The sequence below is a fragment of the Nonomuraea sp. NPDC051941 genome, from assembly GCF_044593615.1.
In genome coordinates this window covers 134,314-152,389 of the sequence record NZ_JBIUCF010000022.1, presented here as the reverse complement: position 1 = coordinate 152,389, position 18,076 = coordinate 134,314, and the positions used below count along the sequence as shown (strand labels likewise).

Genomic DNA, 18,076 nt, shown 5'->3' with positions numbered 1-18,076 from the left:
GTACGGACCTGCGACGACGCTGCGTCACGGCCGACGGGCACAGGCGTTTCCGGAGGGAGGCCCATGGACGAGCGGGTGCCGCGCGACCCGATCATCGGGCGGGACTCCGAGATCGAGCGGCTCTCCGCCCTCGTGGCCGACGGGTCCGGCGGCGGACGCGTCCTGCTCCTGTCCGGAGCCGAGGGGACGGGCAAGAGCACCCTGCTGGAGGAAGCGGTCCGCCGCGCCGAGGCGGCAGGCCACCAGGTGCTGCGCGCGACCGGCCACGGATCCGAGAGAGACCTGGCCTTCGCGGGACTCCACCAGCTCCTGCGGCCGGTGCTGCACGAGGCGGCCGACCTGCCGGACAGGCAGCGCCTGGCGCTGCTGGGGGCTTTCGGCTTCGCGCCAGACGCCCCCGACCCCCTGCTGACAGGCGTCGCGGTCCTGACCCTCCTGTCCCAGGTCGCCGAACGGGCGCCCCTCCTGGTCGTGCTCGACGACGCCCAGTGGATCGACTCCGCCTCCGCCGCCGTCCTCGCCTTCGTCGCCCGGCGGCTGGACGCCGACCCGGTTGCCGTGCTGGTCGCCGCACGCGACGGCGATCCCGGCCTCGACCGGGATTTCCCGACGCTCACGCTGGGCCCGCTCGACGACGTGGCGTCCCGGCGGCTGCTCGACCTGCACTCGCCCGGCCTGACGGGAAGGATCAGGAAACGCGTCCTCGACCAGGCCGCGGGGAATCCGCTGGCCCTGCTCGAGCTGGCCGAACACGCTCGTCCCGACCGCGACGATCACGGTCCGCCGCCGGTCGGCGAGCGCCTGGAGGACATCTACGCCGCCCGGCTGACAGAGCTGCCGGAAGCCGGTCGGCGCGCCCTGCTGCTGCTGGCCGCCGCCGATGTGGAGGACCCCCCGGACGCCGTCCTGGCGCTGCTGCCCGACGCCGACGACAAGGCCTGGCCCGCGGTCGAAGAGTCCGGGCTGATCCGCCGGGCGGGCCGGCACCCCCGGTTCCGCCACCCGCTGATCCGTTCCGCGGTCTACCACGCCGCGCCGTTCGACGCCCGGGTGGCGGCCCACCGCGCGCTGGCCGACGCCCTGCGCGACGAACCGGACCGCCGTGCCTGGCATCTCGCCGCCGCGACCCTCCACCCGGACGCCGACGTGTCGGCGGCCCTGGAGCACACGGCCGGTAGGGCGCGTCGGCGAGGTGGCTACGCGGCGGCGGCCAAGGCGCTGGCCCGCGCGGCGGAGCTGCGTCCCGGACGCGACGACGGTGCCCGGCTGCTCGCGGACGCGGCCGGCCTGGCCGTCTTCACCGGGGACCTGTCCTGGGTGCGGGAACTGGCCGATCGGGCCCGCGACCGTACCGACGACCCGGCCGTGATCGCCGCGGCCTCCCTGCACGTCGGCCGGCTGGCCGCGCTGACCAGGCAGCACGCCACCGCTTTCGCCGGTCTGGCCGCGATCGCCGACGACCTGGCCGCCACGCGTCCGGACACCGCGCTGGACGCGCTCGCCACCGCCGCCGTGCTGCGCTTCTACTCCGGCGAGGAGTCCCAACGGCGGGAGATCGACCGGATCCTGCCCCGCCTGCCCGCCGGACCGCTGCGGGACTGGGTGCGGATCGTGTCGGACCCGTTCGGCGGCGGGCGCGAGCTCGTGCCCCGGCTGCCGGACCTGATCGCCGCGGCCGGGGACAGCCCGGAACGGCGGACCGCGCTCGCCGTCGCGGCCTGGGTGCTGGATGAGCTGCCGCTGGCCGTCCGTACGTTCGAGGAGGCCGTACAGTCGTGGCGCGCCGCGGGACCGCTACCCGACGGGCTGGGCGGCGTCGTCGCGCTCGCCTACTTCGAGTACGGCCACTGGGAACAGGCCCGGACGGTGTGCGCGGAACTCGCCGAGCTGTCCGTCGCGGCCGGGCTCGCCCACGCCGTCGCGTGCGCGCGCGCCATCGACGCGATGGTCCAGGCCTCCCACGGAGAAGCCGCGGGTGCCCGCGCACTCGCCGAGGAGGCGCTGCGCCTGGTGAACCCGTTGGAGAGCCGGTCGGTTGCCATCTACGCGCGCCGCGCCCTCGCCGTCGCCGCCCTGGCCGAGGGCGATTACGAGACGGCCTACGAGCACGCGCGGATGGTGTTCGACGCCGACGGCGACCCCGTCCACTACCACGCCTCCTACCCGGCGCTGCCGGAGCTCGCCGCGTCTGCCGCGCGCGGCGGGCACCACGCCGATGCCGTCGAGATCGTCGAGCGCTCGGCCCGCGCTCTCGCGCGCGGAGGCTCGCCCCGCCTGCGGGCCCTGGTCCACCGCAGCCGCGCGCTGCTCGCCGAGCCCGGCCACGCCGAGCCTGACTTCCTGGCCGCCCTGGCCGACCCGGCGCTGGAAAGCTGGCCCTTCGAGCGCGCGCAGACGCTGCTGGAGTACGCCGAATGGCTGCGCCGCCGACGCCGGATCGCCGAGGCGCGGCCGTACCTCAGCACCGCGTACGACATCTTCCGCCGCCTCGGCGCACGCCCGTGGACGGAACGCGCGCAGGCCGAGCTGCGGGCGGCCGGTCTGGACGTCGACACCCCGGACCCCGACGCCTTCGCCGGACTCTCCCCGCAACAGCAGCAGATCGTCCGGCTAGCCGCCCGCGGGCTGACCAACCGGGAGATCGGCGAACGCCTCTTCCTGTCGCCGCGCACCGTCGGCTCCCACCTCTACCGCACCTTTCCCAAGCTGGGCGTCACCGCCCGCTCGCAGCTGCGCGACGTGCTGGAGACGGGGACCCGCGCGACCGACTAACGTGCCGGGCACCCGATGCGGGCTCCGCCAAGAGCCCCCGCGAGCTCGGTCGTCGCCTCGTCCAGGCGTTCCAGGTGAAACAGTTCGCGGTGCGCCGCGGAGGAGGTGCGGTCGCCGCCCCACCGGTGCTCGGCGGCGAGCCGCGCCAGCGTGCGGCGGCCGTCTTGACAGGGGATCGCGGGCCACCCGCCCGCCTCCACCAGGGCGATCGTCCGGTCAAGCGTGGCCCGGATGCGCTCGACGGCACGCATCTCGCACCCCGCTTCGCCCAGCTGAACCGCTGGTTCGGCGGTCACGGCGGCGAGGCTGCGGGCGTGATAGGCACACGACTCCAGCAGCGCGAGCAGACGGCGGGCATGGGCACGCCGGGCGCGGCGCGGGTTCAGCGGGTGGGTCAGCGGACGAAGCGAACCGCGCAGCTCCTCGATGGCCCCGTCCAGCTCACGGATGTCGAACAGCGCGCCCCCTTCCCGTACGCGCGTCCGCCGGAGGACCCGCAACACCTCGAGCAACCGCGCCGCGCCGGCCCGGCACGCGGTGGTGGGCAGGACGAGCGTCCCCATGAGCACCCCGCACAGCGCCCCGAGGACGGTCTCCTGGACACGCAGCGCGAGGAGCTCGGCCGAGAAGGTGCCGAGCAGGACGAACGTCATGGCGATCAGGCAGGTGACGAAGAAGGTGACCGCCCAGTACGCACGCGGCGGGGTGCGGAAGATCCCGTAGACACAGACCAGCGACACGCAGAGCGCCGGCAGGACGCCGCCCCCGCCCACGGCGGCGAGCGCCGGCCCGCACACCACGCCCAGGACGGTGCCCAGCAGCCGCTGGAAGCCCTGGACCAGGATCTCCTGGGAGCTCTCGGTGTTGACGAAGACGACCCACGCGGTGAGCACGGCCCAGTACCAGCGCTCGGAGGACAGCAGCTCCCCGAGCACGACGGCGATCGCCCCTGCCGCGGCGACCTGGACGGCCTGCCGCGTCGTGACCCGCCTCAGCCCGCGAGGGCTGGTACGCGGTGGCTGCCTGCCGTCTCCCAGCCGGTACGGGGCGCCGTCGACCAGCCGGAGTCCGGCCACGGCCCGCGTCAGCTCGCCGATCGCGTGACGCACGTCGGGGAAGGGGTCAGGAGCGCCCCCGAGCTGCCGGTCGACCCGGTCGTGGTCCGTGTCACGAGGGCGCATGAGATTGTCGTGGACAACCTGCAGCTCCGCGACCAGGTGCTCCCGGGCGCGTGAGCACGCCGGCCCGGCCGAGGCGGAGCGGACGATCAGCACCGCCAGCCGCTGCGCGGCCACCTCGGCCTGCACGACCCGCCTCAGCACCCGGTTCGCGGAGGACTCCCACGACTGCTCGGCCACGTCCTGGTCCAGGAGGTCCGCGATCAGCAGCGCGTCACGGTGCAGCCGGGCGACCCGGCGTTCCAGCGACCGCGCAAGGCGGGCATCGTCCCGTCCCGCCCGCACCACCTCGATCGCTCCGAGCACGACGTGTCCCAGGTGCGTGTGGAAGGCCCGCCTCAGCCGTCGCAGCGTCCTCGCGGGTCCCGTCCGCAGCAGGCCGAAGCGCACCAGCGCATGGGCGGCGAAGCCCACGCCCACGGCGGCGTACAAGCCGGGCAGATCACTCACCCGCGCGTCCAGGAACTGGGTCAGGAAATACGCCATGAAGGCGAAGATCCCAAGCGCTTGGCCCCGCGGCCCGTACCGGCGGATGTACACCGCCCAGAAGATCAGCACAACGAAGACGCCCTCGGCCATCACGGGAAAGGGCGCCAGCGCACCGCCCGCGGGCAGCACGGCGAACACCAGGGGAACGGCCGCGACGACCACGAAGACCTGATCCCGCGCGGCGCCGTCGCCGATGGCCAGCGCAGCGGTGAAGGGGGCGAAGCAGCCGGCGACGAGGAACGGGGCGGGCATGTCCAGGAAGGCCAGGACCGCCAGGGCGAGCGCGATGCCCGCGACGGCCGCGAGCGCGGTCGTCGAACGCATGAGCCCGGGGTCGCGGACCGCGAGGCGATTCCACGCACGCCGGAGTTGAATGCCCATCGGTTTCCTCGAGGTTGTCCGGTTCTCCGGGCCATCATGCGGACGTGCGGCCCTGCCGGGGTATCGGACGCATGACTGCACTTCAGCCCGGCTACCGCGCAGCCTGACGAATATAATGATCACCATGGGCCGTGCGGCGGGCGAGGACAGGACGGCGCCTCACAGCCGGTCCCCGAAGACGCATCAGCCGGACGACATGGAGTTCCGCCTGCTGGGGCCGGTCGGGCTCTGGGCGGGTGACACGTTCGTCGGCCCTGCCACCCCGCAACAGCGCTCGGTGCCGGCGATCCTGCTGCTCCACGCGGGCCGGACGGTCCCGCTCGAGCGGTTGCTGAAGGCGGTGCGGGAGCAGGAGCCTCCGGCCTCGGCGCGCAACGCCGTTCAGGGGCACGTGTCCAGGCTCCGGCGGCTGCTCGCCGGGGTGCCCGACGCCGAGCTGTCCACCTCGCCGCCGGGGTACCGGCTGGTCCTCCACCCAGCGCGGGTGGACCTGCTGCGCTTCCGCGAGCTGGTGGCCCGCGCGCATGCGAGCGATCACGGCCTGGCGTACGACCTGTTACGGCAGGCGCTGGACCTGTGGCACGGGCCGCCGCGCTGGCCGCCTACCGTGGCCTGCGCGGGCGGCTGGTCGAGGCGCACCGCCTGGGCAGGCCGTGGCCTATTACCAGCAGGCCCTCGACCTCCACCGGGAAGCGGGCCCCATCGGCGAGTTCCGGGAGGCCGACATCCTGTGAGGGCTGGGCCGCGCGTTCCACGACGCCCGCCGCTCGATCGGCATCATGCAGGGCCTCAACCTCATCACAGCCGAGGAAAGGCATGCGCTCGAAAGCAGTGAGGTGCCCGAGATGCCGCAGGCGATCCGACGGCAGCGCTGAGCTTTCAACGTCTCGACTCGACCAGGCTGCGGCGCGCGGGACAGGCGGCTCACTGGACGCTCCAGGCCTCCTTGCGCGGCGGATAGGTGAAGGTCTGCGTCTCGGCCCAGTCTTCCCCGACGACGCGGTAGTCGTGCGCGGCTTCGCTCGCGGTGTGGCGGCGGCCGATGTCGACCGTGTCGGCAGTCGACCAGACACCGTTGACCTGGTGCTGCACGGTGTAGAGAAACTCGTTGAAGCCCGAGGAGGACACGCACGTGTTGACGATGGTGAGCGAGCGTCGCCCCGTCGTCAGATCCGGCGGGAGGGCGACGATCTGGTTCCGCCACTTGTAGATGCCGTCCTCGAGCAGCGGTCGCCATTCCGCGGCCGGGGTCCCGTTGACGGTGATGGTGGCATGTTGCAGACCGACGCCCGCATCCAGCCGGCGGATCAGCCGTACACCCGTATTGGCCGGATCGACGGTCACGGTGAACCGGCTCCACCCTCCACGCGGGAACGCACGACCGTCGTCGCTGACGATGTGGGCGGGATTGACGATGTGGTCGGGCACCTCCTCGGAGGCGCCGCGTTGCGGCGTCGCCCGCTGGGCGATGACGACGCTCAGGATCACCGCGGCTGTCAGCACGGTGACCGCTGTGAGCAGGGCGGCTCGGCGCCGACGCCGGCCGGCGGCACGGGCCGTCCCCGTGGTGTCCGGTGCGGTCATGACCTGGGCGGCGATCTCCGTGGACCCGGGGGGCAGCTGATGGACACGCACCCGCTCCCACGCCCGTTCCCACGCCGGGAGCTGATGGTCGGGGACGCGGCATCCCCGGAGGAACGCCACCATCACCGCTTTCTTGGGGAAGCGCCGACCGGCCAGCATGTCGGCGCAGGTAGAGCGTGGCAGCCGCGTTCCGCCCGCCCTGTCCGCCCGCGTCTGAAGCTCCCGAAGCGACACGTCGGCCCGCGCGAACTGCTCGGCCAGCAGTGTCACCAGGTCGTCGTGAGACGTCACCGACTCCGGCCCGCCGTCGGGCCGAGGATCTTGGTCGCCTTGAGGGGCCTCGCTCATTTCCCAGACCCTGTCCTCTCCTGACCGGGCCGTTCGGCCTCGCCTGCTGCGACAGACAGTGTACGGGTGATTGCTCGGCGTGTCCGAGCCCGGCCGAGTCTGGCCGAGTTCCTGTTGGACACCCGCCGGGGGTGGGTTTCGCTGTCGTGTGCCACGAGAGCACGCCGAACACAGGAGACCACCATGCGTGCACGTCGCGGACTCGCCGGGATGCTCGCCTCCGCCGCCATGGACGCCGGGCCACACGAAGGAGTACGCGTGAAGCGCAAATTCGGCCGAAGGGCATTCCTGGCCGGCCTCTCCGCGCCGGTCCTGGGACTCACAATGTTCGCGTCGGCGCCCGTGGAGGCCGGCACCATGAGGACCGAGGGTCCTTGCTACGTGCTGGACATCAACGTCGGCGAGCTGCAGGGGGCCCGCTCGATCTGCCCGCCAGGCACGTGGACGCACTGGCACCAGGTGCACGTCCGCTGCAGGTTCATCGCCGAACCCACCGAGGACGGACCCATAGTCGGCGGCACCAGCGTGTCGGAGGTGTTCTGCCGGAAACCCCACTACCGCGTCCGGTCCTGGAACACCCAGGGGCCCGACCACCGGCAAGGCCGACCGGGACCGTGTTTCATAAGGCGTTGAGCCACTGGTTGATCGCGGCGATGATGACGACGGCTTCGTAGCGTACGGTGAGCTTGTCGTAACGGGTTGCCATACCGCGGCGACAGCCGTTGAAGAGCGATCTCAGCCACGGACGGGCGCGGCGAGGCTGCCCAGCAGTTTCAGCGCCTGCTCCGAAGGGCTGCCCGGCTGGGCGAGCAAAGTGATGAGCTGCAGGCCGTCGGAGCCGTTCACCGAGAAGACCTCGCAGGTCAGCTCCAGCTCCCCGACCTCCCGGTGGCACATGCGCTTGACCTCGGCCACCTTGGGCGAGACGTCGTGGCGGGCCCACAGCCTCCGGAAGTCGGAGCTCTTGACGGACAACTCTCCCACGAGCTCGGTCAGGCGGGGGTCGTCGAGCTGCGACCCGGCGACGAGGCGCAGGTGGGCGACCTTGGAACGGGCCGACTTCTCCCACTCGGGATAGAACTCGCGGGCCGCGGGATCCAGGAAGATCATGCGGAGCAGGTTGTCGCGGTCCTCGAACCCGCCGTACAGGGCGTCGGCGAGGGAGTTCGCGTCGAGGATGTTCATGAGGTCGTCGCAGATCAGCGCGGGCGTGACGGGCCAGCCGCCGATCAGCGTGCGCAGCGCGGGGCTGACCCGCCGGGCCGGCGACCGCCGGGGCTGGAGCATGGGATGGGCCAGCGCGTGCATGTGGGCCGTGGCCTCGAGAGTCAGCCCGAACACCTGGGCAAGGGCTCCGAGCACGCGCTCGGACGGGTGGCGCTCCCTGCCCTGTTCGAGGCGGATGTAGTAATCCGTGCTGACGTGGGCCAGCATCGCCACCTCCTCGCGCCGCAACCCCGGGGTCCGGCGCGGGCCCACGTCGAGGAGCCCCGCCTGCGCGGGAGTCATGACCTCTCTCCGCGCGCGCAGGAACTCCCCCAACAACTTAGTGCTGTCCATTTACGTACGATATGTCGGAATTTGAGTGTCAGGGTGGGCGTGTCACTACCAGGCTGAGACGGCACCGCCGCATCCGTCGGCATTCATCCAGGTATGCGAGTTTCCTGGGTGTCACGCGCCCACCCTCCTCAGCATCGTCCCGCCTTACCGTCGCAGTGACGGAAAGGAAACGATGACCGTGATTCCTCGCCCCCGGTCCATCCGAGCGCGCTGCACCGTGGCCGCGTCGCTGCTCGCCCTGGTCGCGCTGGCCGTGGTGGGCGTCACCTCCTCGCTGGCCATCCGCTACCGCATCCAGGACGACGCCTTCAACCGGGTCGAACAGGTCGCCAGCCGGTGGAGTGCGGCGGCCCGCGCCGGCACGATCCCCAAGGTGATACCCACCTCGGGCGACCTGGCTCTCATTCAGCTGGTCGACGCGCGCGGCCGGGTCCTCGCCGCCAGCCACTCCGCCCTCGCGCGCTCGGCGCTGAGCACGCTGCGACCACCCGTCGACGATCGCGTCCAGCGGCGGAGCGATGGGTGCCGCCTCCTGGTGGCCATCCGGATCACCACGGCGGCCGGCGCCCAGGTCCTGCTGGCGGAGCGCCGCGAGCCGGCCCTGCTGCGCGGCCACAACCTGGAGTACGCGCTCACGGCGGCGGCCCTCGTCCTCCTCGCGATCGTCTCCTGGACCTCCTGGAGAACGGTGGGCCGCACGCTGCGGCCGGTCGAGGCGATCCGCGTGCGCCTGGCCGAGATCACCGTCAGCGATCTCAGCCTGAGCATCCCCGTGCCGCCGGGCGACGACGAGGTCGCCATGCTCGTCCGTACCGCCAACCAGACCCTGGACCGGCTCGACGAGGCGGTGGCGCAGCAGCGCAGGTTCGCCTCCAGCACGTCGCACGAGCTCAGGAACCCGATCGCCGGCCTGCGGGTGCAACTGGAGGAGGCGCTGCTCCACCCGGGCGAGATCGATCCGCACAAGACCATCCGCTCGGCCCTGTCGGTCACCGACCGGCTCGACGCCATCGTCGGCGACCTGCTGGCGCTCGCGCGGCTCGGGGCCGGCGACCCGGCGCCGCCCGAGCTCATCGACCTCGGGCGGCTGGTGAGCCAGGAGGCGCCGCGCGCGGGCCGCGTGCCCGTACACGTCCACGCGGCCTCGGACGTCTGGGTCCGCGGGTCCCACATCCAGCTCGCCCGGCTGCTCGCCAACCTGGTGAGCAACGCGATCCGGCACGCCGGCAGCGCCGTGGACGTCTTCGTGGCAGCCTCGGACGGCGAGGCCGTGGTGAATGTGGCGGACGACGGCGCCGGCATCGCGCCCGCCGACCGCGAGCGGGTCTTCGAGCGGTTCACCCGCCTCGACGACGCCCGCCACCGCGACGCCGGCGGCAGCGGGCTTGGCCTGGCCATCTCCCGCGACATCGCCCAGAGCCACGGTGGGACGCTCAAGGTCGAGGATGCGCCGCGCGGCGCCAGCTTCGTCCTGCGGCTCCCGCTTCTCGGCCCCCCTCCGGTCGATCAGACGGAACGCGTGAGCGCTGTCGCCTAGCAGTCGCCCGGGCCGTACAGGCGCTCGATCGCCTCGATCTGCCGGGCGGCGAACCAGGCCCGATCGCGCGCGCCCTGCGACAGCCCGCCGGGCCGCTCGCCGTCGTGCCTGGCGTACTCCTCGGCCCACAGCCCCGTCTTCACCCTGCTCAGCAGGTTGCCCATGCCGGGGCGCCGCCGCACCCGGCGCAGCGCGTCCACGTCCAGCTCGGCGGCGGCCACCAGCGACTCGCCCGCGCCCGCTTGGGCGAGCACGCGTCCCTGGTGGTCGAGGACCTCCGAGCCGCCATTGGTGGAGTCGCCGGGAATCGGGATGCCCCTCAGGCCGCCGCTGTTGGCCGAGACCACGTAGGCCAGGTTCTCGGCGGCCCTGGCGCGGCGGGCGATCGCCTTCGGGGTCAGCGCCGGTGAGGAGGCCTCGGAGGTGGGGTGGCAGAAGATCTCGGCGCCGCGCAGGGCCAGCGCGCGGGCCAACTCGGGCATGAGGATCTCCTCCGAGGCCAGCACCGCCAGGTTGCCGATCTCGGTACGGGCCACCGGCAGCACCCCGTCGATGCCGTAGACCTCCAGGTAGCGCTCCCACACGTCGTACGGGCTCGGCGTGAACATCGAGTGCAGCCTGCGGTAGCGCAGGACCGGCGCACCCTGCGGAGAGAGGATCACCGACGCCTGGAAGTACAGCTCGGGGAAGTGCTCGTCGCGCTCATAGGCGTTCACGCACAGGTAGACCTCGTGCCGGGCGGCGATCCCGGCCAGCGCCTCGTACTCCGGGCCGCCGGGGTCGAGCGCGGCCTTGTCGCGCCACTCGGCGAAGCTCTCACGCATCGGGAAGCCGGTCAGCACGTACTCGGGCAGCACCACCAGGCGCAGATCGCGGCCGAGCCAGGCCTTGCTGCCGCCGACCCGCTCGCCGATCCGCTCGATGGCGGCGCGGATGGCGGCCCTCGGGTCGGCGGCGGCGTTGACGGCCCTGGTCTCCATCTGGAGCGCCAGAGCCGTGTAGGCGGTCACGAGCGCCCGTTGGCCGCGCACCAGTCAGACCAGGTGGTGGCGCCCTTGCCGAGCTGCTTGTTGTAGAAGGAGCTCCAGGAGTTCTCGCTGGCTCCCGGTGCGGTGGGGGCGGCCGTGAAGAGCGGGTGGTTCGCCTCGACCTCGGCGCGCAGCCACGGCTCGATCTCGGCGTAGGAGCTCAGGGACCAGCTGCGGGCGTGGTAGGTGAGCTGGCCGCGTACGTCGCTCTCGGCCAGGCACATGAACGGCGCCCACGGGCTGGTCCGCGCCCAGCTGATCTTCGTCTCCATGGCCCCGGAGGGGACGGTGCCCGGAACGGTCCTGGCGGCCGCCTCGCGCTCGTCCACGGAGAAGTCGAACATCTCCTGGGCCGCGTACACGCCGCCCACCAGGCCGAACCGCTCGCCGAGCGCGGTGCCGAAGTCGGAGCGTACGGGGATGTCACTGGTCCACACGTTCTCATCATGCAACTGGCGCACCGGCGGGCCCACGTAGGCGGAGGTGATGTTGAACGGGCCGAAGTTCACCGCGTCGTTGTTGATGGGGATGACCGGATAGGTCTTCTGGTCGATCGGGTTCTTCCATTCCCGCAGGACCCGCGTGGGATCGGCGGGGTCGGTGTAGAAGACGATCTCACGGGAGAGCTGGTAGAGCTGCGTCGTGTCCGGCACCCGGTACAGGCGCCTGATGTTGTAGCCCTCGATGTTGAACAGTTTCTGCCCGTGCCGCATCGCCGGGTCCAGGCTGTTGCCCTCGATGTTGGCGTACACGCTGCCGGAGATCCGGAAGACCATGTCCTTGCCGTCGGGACGGCCGAAGGTCTGGAGCGAGAGCAGGCCGCTCCGATCGGTGACCGTCTTGTAGACCGGTCCCGGAGCTGTCGGGTCGGCGGGCTTGTCGTCGGCCGCGGCGCCCGGAGCGGTCACGCTCAGGAAGAGGGCGGCAAGGGCTAAAGACCGGAGGATATTGCGCTTGACCATGGGTCCGCTCCGAACACTTAGGCGATTGAGCGAGCCCAATGTGATCATGTCGTGCTCGGCGCTGTCCATCCGGCCCCAGAAAACTGCAATGGACTCCAAATTTGGAGTAGACTCCAGGTATGATGGAGGGGCTTCGGGAGCGGAAGAAGCGGCAGACCCGGCAGCGCATCATCGGCGTGGCCATCGGCCTGTTCGTGGAGCGCGGCTTCGAGCACGTCACGATCGCCGAGGTCGCGGCGGCCGCCGAGGTGTCGGTGAACACCGTCTACAACTACTTCCCGGCCAAGGAGGACCTCGTCCTGCCGCCGGAGGAGGCCTCGCCGCACCGGCTGGCCGACATCGTGCGGGAGCGCCCGCCCGGCCAGTCGGCGGCCGGGGCGGTACTGGCGCGGCTGCGTACGGAGGTGCGCGGGCGCGAGCGCCAGGTGGGGCTGACGGAGGGGTTCGGGCGGGTGCTGGAGATGATGCGGGCCGCGCCCACGCTGGCCGCCCGGCTGGACGACCTCGGCCGCCGGATGACCGACGAGCTGGCCGTCGTGCTGGCCGAGGAGACCGGGGCGGCCGAGAGCGATCCGCTGCCGCGCGTGGCGGCCTGGCACATCGGGTGCCTGCACGCGCTGGTCTACGCCGAGATCGGCCGGCGGACGGTCGCGGGCGAGTCGCCCGACGCCATCGCCGCCGCCGTGCTGGAGCTGATGGATGTCGCAGAAGGGCTGCTGGGCGAGCGTGTCCTGGCCTATGCCGTACGAAAGGGATGACCGTGTTCAGGGTGACGATCAGGGGCAAGTTCAAGGGGCTCGACGACGCCGGGCGGGCCACCGTGCTGGCCGCGAGCGGCGCGGCGTACACCGAGGCCGGGACCTTCACCCATGACGCGGGCGTCACGGCCTTCACCTTCCGCTGCCAGGTGCCCGCCGGGCCCGACGACGGCGAGGACGAGGCGGCGCTGGGGGCGATGGAGGCGCTGGAGGCGCACGGGCATCCGTACGAGATCCTCCAGCTCGCGGTGACCGACATGCGCGACATCAAGGTGCGGCGTCGCCGCTGATCCCACATATGGGATATGTTCTCTTATATGAGACGGATGGAGGAGGTCGAGGTCCGGCTCGCCGGGCGGCTCGCGGAGCTGCGCGTCGAGCGGGGCTGGTCGCTGGAGGAACTGGCGAGCCACTCGGGGATCAGCCGCTCGACGCTGTCACGGCTGGAGCGGGGCGAGATCAGCCCGACCGCCGCCCTGCTGGGCAGGCTGTGCGCCGTCTACGGGCGTACGATGTCGCGGCTGCTGGCCGAGGTGGAGGCCGAGCCGCCGCAGCTCGTACGGGCGGGGGCGCAGGCGGTGTTCCGGGATGAGGAGTCCGGGTTCGTCCGGCGTTCGGTGTCTCCGCCCCACCCCGGGATGCGGGGCGAGGTCGTGGAGGGCAGGCTGCGGCCGGGGGCGGACATCTCGTACGACGCGTCGCCGGTGCCCGGGCTGGAGCAGCACATCTGGGTGCTGGAGGGGGCCGTGGAGATCACCGCCAACGGTCACACGCACACAGTGGAGGCGGGCGACTGCCTGCGCTTCCGCCTGTGGGGGCCGTCCCGCTTCCGCTGCCCCGGCCCCGACCCGGTCCGGTACGCCCTCCTGATCGTCCTCCCATGACCCTCAGCCCTTCGTCCCCTGGAAGACCCCGGAGGAATCCCATGCCCGACATCGAGCGCCTGACCGCCGACGACTTCGACGCCGACGTCAAGGAGCTGGCCGGCCTGCTGGTCGACGCCGTGGACAGCGGCGCGTCCGTGGGCTTTCTCGCGCCGTTCGGCCACGAGGAGGCCGCCGCCTGGTGGCGGTCCCAGGCTCCGGCGGTGGCCGACGGCAGCCTCCTGGTCTGGGTGTGTCGCGACGGGAGCGCCGTCACCGGCTCCGTCGGCCTCGCCCTGGCGACCAAGCCGAACGCCCGCCACCGCGCCGAGATCGTCAAGCTGATGGTCCACCGCGAAGCCCGCGGCCGGGGACTGTCGCGCGCCCTGCTGGCCGCCGCCGAGCAGGCCGCCCTCGACGCCGGGGCGTACCTCCTGCTCCTGGACACCGAGACCGGCAGCACCGCCGAGCACGTCTACCGCACGGGCGGCTGGACCCGCTACGGCATCGTCTCCGACTATGCCGGATCCCCGGACGGCACGCTCCAGGACTGCAGCTTCTTCTACAAGAAACTCACAGCGTCCGGGTGAGCGCGTCGAGGTCGGCCAGCCGCTCGGTGGGCGCCAGGCGGGCGGCCGTGGCGACGAGCAGCAGCTCGGTGACGGCGATCTCGTGGGCGAGCGGCGCGATCGGCCCGGCGGCCTCGCGCGGCAGCCTGATCAGCACCTCCGCCTCGGCGGCCAGCGGCGACTCCCACGCGTCGGTGACGAGCACCAGCCGCGCTCCCCGGACGCGCGCGGCTTTGACGAAGCGGGCGGTGCCGGAGGAGTAGCGCCGGAAGTCGTACGCCACCACCACGTCGGACCCCTTCAGATCCAGCACAGTACGCGCCCGGGCTTGCACGGAGTCCGGCACCCGGTGCGCGCCGGGCCGCAGGCTGGCCAGCTGGCGGATCAGGTACTCGGCGGCCAGCTCGCTCAACGGCCCGCCCAGCGCCCACACGGTCCTGGCCTCGGCGAGCAGGGCCGCGGACGCGTCGAGGAGCGGGTCCGTGGCGGCGGCGAGCGTGCCGTCCAGCCCCGCGCGCAGGTCCTCGGCGGCCTGTCGCAGCTCGGGACTGGCGGCGGGGGAGTCGGGTGCGCGCGAGACGAACTCCAGCAGCCGCGACCGGCCCCGCGCCCCGTCACGCACCGCGGCCTGGAATTCGGCGAACCCGCCGTACCCCAGCCGGTCGAACAGCCGCGACGCCGTCGGCGGGCTCACCCCGGCGCGCTCGGCCAGCGCCCGCAGCGAGCCCAGCGCCGCGAACGGATAGTCGTCGAGCAGCACCCGCACGATCGCCCGCTCCCCGGGCGGCAACTCGGGATAGACGGTGCTGAGGCGGTCGGCCACCGGATCGTTCTCCACAATGACAAATGTTACATCAACACCGGTTACCCAGGTTCGCGAAACGAATGTTACGGTGCGGGCATGAGAACCTGGCATGGCCTGATCGACAGCGACTACCGGCGCTGGCTGCCGGTCACCGCCGACACCCCCTCCATCTCGCTCAACGAGGGCAACACCCCGCTCCTGCGCTCCGCGCACCTGTCGGAGCTCACCGGCTGCGAGGTCTGGCTGAAGGTCGAGGGGGCCAACCCGACGGGCTCGTTCAAGGACCGCGGGATGACGGTGGCGATCAGCAAGGCCGCCGAGGCCGGGGCCCAGGCCGTCATCTGCGCCTCCACCGGCAACACCAGCGCCTCGGCCGCCGCCTATGCCGCCCGCGCCGGGGTGACGGCCGCCGTGCTGGTCCCCAAGGGACGGATCGCGCTCGGCAAGCTGAGCCAGGCCGTACGCTACGGCGCCGAGATCGTCGAGATCGACGGCAACTTCGACGACTGCCTGCGCGTGGCCCGCGAGCTGGCCGCCCACCACCCGATCGCGCTGGTCAACTCGGTCGGCAACGAGCTGCGCCTGGCCGGGCAGCGCACGGTAGCCTACGAGATCGTGGACGCCCTCGGCGAGGCGCCCGACGTGCACTGCCTGCCGGTCGGCAACGGCGGCAACATCACCGCCACCTGGGGCGGCTACCGCAACTACCACGGCGCCGGCCTGGCCGGGCGGCTGCCGCGCATGTGGGGCTTCCAGGCGGCCGGAGCGGCCCCGCTCGTCCACGGCGCTCCCGTGGCGGCTCCACAGACGGCGGCCAGCGCGATCAGCGTGGGCAACCCGGCTACCTGGGACGGCGCCGTGGCCGCCCGCGACGAGTCCGGCGGGTTGATCGAGGCGGTGACCGACGAGCAGATCTTCGCCGCGTACCGGCTGCTGGCCCGCCGCGACGGCGTCTTCGCCGAGCCCGCCTCGGCGGCCGGCGTCGCGGGCCTGCTCGACCGGCACGAGCGGGGCCTGCTGGAGCCGGGCCTGCGGATCGTGATCACGCTCAGCGGCAACGGCCTGAAGGACCTGGACGCCTCCCTGCGCGGCGGCTACTCCTCGACGGAGACCTCCTCGTCCGCCTCCGACGTGGCCCGGGCCCTCCGCCTGGCGGCCTGACCGCAGTTGTGGAGAAGGTATCGATCGTTCGCAGAGGAACACCCGGAAAGTTGTGGGATCTCTCCATGCCTGAAGGGTGCGGTTCTGGTGTGGGATCGTCCCCATGATGGATGCATCGAAGCGGCGCGGGTTCCCCACGGGCGACCTGGCGCGGGTGGCCGTGTTCGCGGCGCTGATCGCTGTGCTGGGCGTGCCCGGCTCGTTCAACCTGTTCGGCAACGCGGTCCCGATCACGCTCCAGACCCTCGGCGTGATGCTGGCGGGGGCGATCCTCGGCACGTGGCGGGCCGCGCTGGCCGTGGTGGTGCTGCTCGTGCTGGTCGCCGTCGGCCTGCCGCTGCTGGCGGGCGGGCGGGGCGGGCTCGGCGTGTTCGCCATGCCGTCGGCCGGATACCTGATCGGCTGGATCCCGGGTGCGGCGGTGACCGGCTGGCTCGTCGAGCGCGCGGGCCGCAACCCGGGGATCTTCCCGCTGATGGTGGCGTGCCTGGTGGGCGGGATCGGGGTGGTCTACCTGTTCGGCATCCCCGTCCAGTCGCTGGTCACCGGGGTGTCCCTGGGCGCGACGGCGGTGTCCAGCCTCGTCTTCCTGCCCGGCGACCTGATCAAGGTGGTGCTGGCGTCCGGCGTGGCCAGGGGCACGCAGCGGGCCTACCCGGACGCGGTCCCGGCGGTGCACCGCGAACGGCTGCGCTCCGGCGGGGGGCGTTGACCGCTCGATGCCCGTTGCACAACACGTGATGCGGCACGCCGCCGAACGCCCTTCGCACCCGGCGGTGTGCGGCCCCTCCGTCGAGCTCACCTACGCCCAGCTCGCCGAACGGATCCACGGCGCCGCCCGCCACCTGCTCGGCCGCGGGATCGGCCCGGGCGCGCTGGTCTCGATCGGCCTGGCGGACCCGGTCGAGCTGCTCACCGCCGTGCTCGCGGCCGACCTGGCGGGCGCGACGCCGCTGGTGGGCGACCCCGCCTGGGACCGGGAGCGGTGGTCGAGCATCGCCGCCGCGGCCGGGCCCGGTTTCCTCGTGGACGCGCCGCTGCCCGGGGTGGCGGGTCCGGCGGTGCGGCACGATCCGGAGCCCGGGGACCGGGCGTGGGCGTGCTTCAGCTCGGGCAGCACCGGCCGGCCGCGCGCGATCGTGCGCACCCGCGCGTCATGGACGGAGTCGTTCCCGCACCTCGGCGAGCTGGCCGGGATCGGCCCGGACGACGTCGTGCTGATCCCGGGCCCCCTCGTCTCCAGCCTGTACGCCTTCGCCGCCGTCCACACCCTGGCCACCGGGGCGACGGCCCTTCTCCCCGGCCACCGGCCCTCCCGCACGCTGCCCGGCCTGCTGGCCAGGGCCACGGTCGTGCACCTGGTGCCGCACCGGCTGCCCGACGTGCTGGAGCACCCGGGGGCGCTGCGCGTGGCCGTCGTCGGCGGCGCGGCCCTCGACCCCGGCACGCGGGCGGCGGCCGCCCGGGCAGGGGTCCGGGTCGTGTCCTATTACGGGGCGACGGAGCTGTCGTTCGTGGCGGTGGACGCCGACGGGGGCGGGCTGCGCCCTTTTCCGGGCGTGGAGATCGAGGTCAGGCCCAAGGGCGGGCTCGGCGAGGTGTGGGCGCGTTCGCCGTGGCTGGCCGACGGATATCTGGGCGGCGCCGCGGGCCCGTTGCGCCGGGACGCTGACGGTTGGGCGAGCGTGGGCGACGTGGCGGAGCCGTACCGGGTAGGAGAGGTGCTGCGGGTACGCGGCCGGGGTGACGGCGCGATCCAGACCGGGGGCGCCACCGTCGTGCCCGAGGATGTCGAGGAGGTGCTCAGGAAGGTGCCCGGTGTGGGAGACATCGTCGTGATCGGCTCGCCGCACCCGTCGCTGGGTGCGGTGGTCACGGCGGTCATCGAGGCCGAGTGGGCCACGCCGCCGCCGCGCGCGCTGCTGGAGGCGACGGCCAGGGGCGGCCTGGACGAGGCGCAACGGCCACGCCGCTGGTACGCGGTGCCGAGCCTGCCCCGCACCCAGACGGGCAAGCCCGCCCGAGCCCTGGTCGCGGCCCGGCTGGCGGGCGGCGACCCCGACATCCGGCGGCTGATCTGA

At 72.8% G+C, this 18,076-nt stretch carries 17 protein-coding genes; 11 read left to right on the top strand and 6 right to left on the bottom strand.

Going from position 1 to position 18,076, the window contains the following annotated elements; genetic code table 11:
- Positions 1-63 precede the first annotated feature (63 nt).
- Positions 64-2,772: an AAA family ATPase gene (locus ACIHFD_RS33565; protein ID WP_397370317.1), complete on the top strand. Its 2,709-nt coding sequence runs from the start codon at positions 64-66 to the stop codon at positions 2,770-2,772.
- On the opposite strand, the gene ACIHFD_RS33560 is transcribed toward ACIHFD_RS33565, so the two are convergent.
- Complete coding sequence (locus ACIHFD_RS33560; protein WP_397370316.1) at positions 2,769-4,763, bottom strand: FUSC family protein; 1,995 nt, start codon at positions 4,761-4,763, stop codon at positions 2,769-2,771. The genes ACIHFD_RS33565 and ACIHFD_RS33560 overlap by 4 nt on opposite strands.
- Before the next feature lie 49 nt (positions 4,764-4,812).
- Between ACIHFD_RS33560 and ACIHFD_RS33555 the strand changes: the two genes are divergently transcribed.
- Entirely contained in the window at positions 4,813-5,655 is an 843-nt protein-coding gene (locus ACIHFD_RS33555; RefSeq protein WP_397370315.1) for a winged helix-turn-helix domain-containing protein, read from the top strand.
- Between the two features lie 89 nt (positions 5,656-5,744).
- Here ACIHFD_RS33555 and ACIHFD_RS33550 read toward each other — a convergent pair whose 3' ends face one another.
- Complete coding sequence (locus ACIHFD_RS33550) at positions 5,745-6,674, bottom strand: hypothetical protein (RefSeq protein ID WP_397370314.1); 930 nt, start codon at positions 6,672-6,674, stop codon at positions 5,745-5,747.
- Positions 6,675-6,935: 261 nt separating this feature from the next.
- On the opposite strand from ACIHFD_RS33550, the gene ACIHFD_RS33545 reads away from it, so the two are divergent.
- Positions 6,936-7,385 carry a hypothetical protein gene (locus tag ACIHFD_RS33545; RefSeq protein ID WP_397370313.1) on the top strand — a complete coding sequence of 150 codons (450 nt, stop codon included), beginning with the start codon at positions 6,936-6,938 and terminating at the stop codon, positions 7,383-7,385.
- A 102-nt stretch (positions 7,386-7,487) separates the two neighbouring features.
- Here ACIHFD_RS33545 and ACIHFD_RS33540 read toward each other — a convergent pair whose 3' ends face one another.
- Positions 7,488-8,312 (bottom strand): helix-turn-helix transcriptional regulator, encoded by an 825-nt coding sequence (locus ACIHFD_RS33540; RefSeq protein ID WP_397370312.1) that lies wholly within the window; start codon positions 8,310-8,312, stop codon positions 7,488-7,490.
- Between the two features lie 172 nt (positions 8,313-8,484).
- Between ACIHFD_RS33540 and ACIHFD_RS33535 the strand changes: the two genes are divergently transcribed.
- A complete protein-coding gene (locus ACIHFD_RS33535) occupies positions 8,485-9,849 on the top strand; it encodes a sensor histidine kinase (protein WP_397370311.1) in 1,365 nt (454 codons plus the stop codon).
- Here the strand turns inward: ACIHFD_RS33535 and ACIHFD_RS33530 are convergent.
- Both ACIHFD_RS33530 and ACIHFD_RS33525 read right to left on the bottom strand, forming a co-directional pair.
- The gene (locus ACIHFD_RS33530) at positions 9,846-10,880 is read right to left on the bottom strand and encodes a nitrilase-related carbon-nitrogen hydrolase (protein WP_397370310.1); all 1,035 of its coding nucleotides are present in this window, start codon (positions 10,878-10,880) and stop codon (positions 9,846-9,848) included. The two genes, ACIHFD_RS33535 and ACIHFD_RS33530, sit on opposite strands and share 4 nt — an antisense overlap.
- On the bottom strand, positions 10,856-11,839 hold the full coding sequence (locus ACIHFD_RS33525; RefSeq protein ID WP_397370309.1) for a DUF1838 family protein: 984 nt from the start codon (positions 11,837-11,839) through the stop codon (positions 10,856-10,858). The genes ACIHFD_RS33530 and ACIHFD_RS33525 overlap by 25 nt, the downstream gene beginning before the upstream one ends.
- A gap of 119 nt (positions 11,840-11,958) precedes the next feature.
- Here ACIHFD_RS33525 and ACIHFD_RS33520 point away from each other — a divergent pair, with 119 nt between their 5' ends.
- The 4 genes from ACIHFD_RS33520 to ACIHFD_RS33505 are packed head-to-tail and all read left to right on the top strand — an operon-like array spanning position 11,959 to position 14,050.
- Positions 11,959-12,597: a TetR/AcrR family transcriptional regulator gene (locus tag ACIHFD_RS33520; RefSeq protein WP_397370308.1), complete on the top strand. Its 639-nt coding sequence runs from the start codon at positions 11,959-11,961 to the stop codon at positions 12,595-12,597.
- 2 nt (positions 12,598-12,599) lie between these two features.
- Entirely contained in the window at positions 12,600-12,887 is a 288-nt protein-coding gene (locus ACIHFD_RS33515) for a DUF6204 family protein (RefSeq protein WP_397370307.1), read from the top strand.
- A 27-nt stretch (positions 12,888-12,914) separates the two neighbouring features.
- Positions 12,915-13,481, top strand: a complete 567-nt coding sequence (locus tag ACIHFD_RS33510; protein WP_397370306.1) for a helix-turn-helix domain-containing protein — start codon at positions 12,915-12,917, stop codon at positions 13,479-13,481.
- A 41-nt stretch (positions 13,482-13,522) separates the two neighbouring features.
- Positions 13,523-14,050: a GNAT family N-acetyltransferase gene (locus tag ACIHFD_RS33505; RefSeq protein ID WP_397370305.1), complete on the top strand. Its 528-nt coding sequence runs from the start codon at positions 13,523-13,525 to the stop codon at positions 14,048-14,050.
- Here ACIHFD_RS33505 and ACIHFD_RS33500 read toward each other — a convergent pair.
- On the bottom strand, positions 14,034-14,867 hold the full coding sequence (locus ACIHFD_RS33500) for a MurR/RpiR family transcriptional regulator (RefSeq protein ID WP_397370304.1): 834 nt from the start codon (positions 14,865-14,867) through the stop codon (positions 14,034-14,036). The two genes, ACIHFD_RS33505 and ACIHFD_RS33500, sit on opposite strands and share 17 nt — an antisense overlap.
- A gap of 63 nt (positions 14,868-14,930) precedes the next feature.
- On the opposite strand from ACIHFD_RS33500, the gene thrC reads away from it, so the two are divergent.
- The 3 genes from thrC (at position 14,931) to ACIHFD_RS33485 (ending at position 18,076) form a co-directional block, all read left to right on the top strand.
- A complete protein-coding gene (gene thrC / locus ACIHFD_RS33495; RefSeq protein ID WP_364262926.1) occupies positions 14,931-15,995 on the top strand; it encodes a threonine synthase in 1,065 nt (354 codons plus the stop codon).
- 103 nt (positions 15,996-16,098) lie between these two features.
- Positions 16,099-16,707, top strand: coding sequence for a biotin transporter BioY (locus tag ACIHFD_RS33490; protein WP_350730561.1), 609 nt, complete (start codon positions 16,099-16,101; stop codon positions 16,705-16,707).
- Between the two features lie 7 nt (positions 16,708-16,714).
- Positions 16,715-18,076, top strand: a complete 1,362-nt coding sequence (locus tag ACIHFD_RS33485) for a class I adenylate-forming enzyme family protein (protein ID WP_397370303.1) — start codon at positions 16,715-16,717, stop codon at positions 18,074-18,076.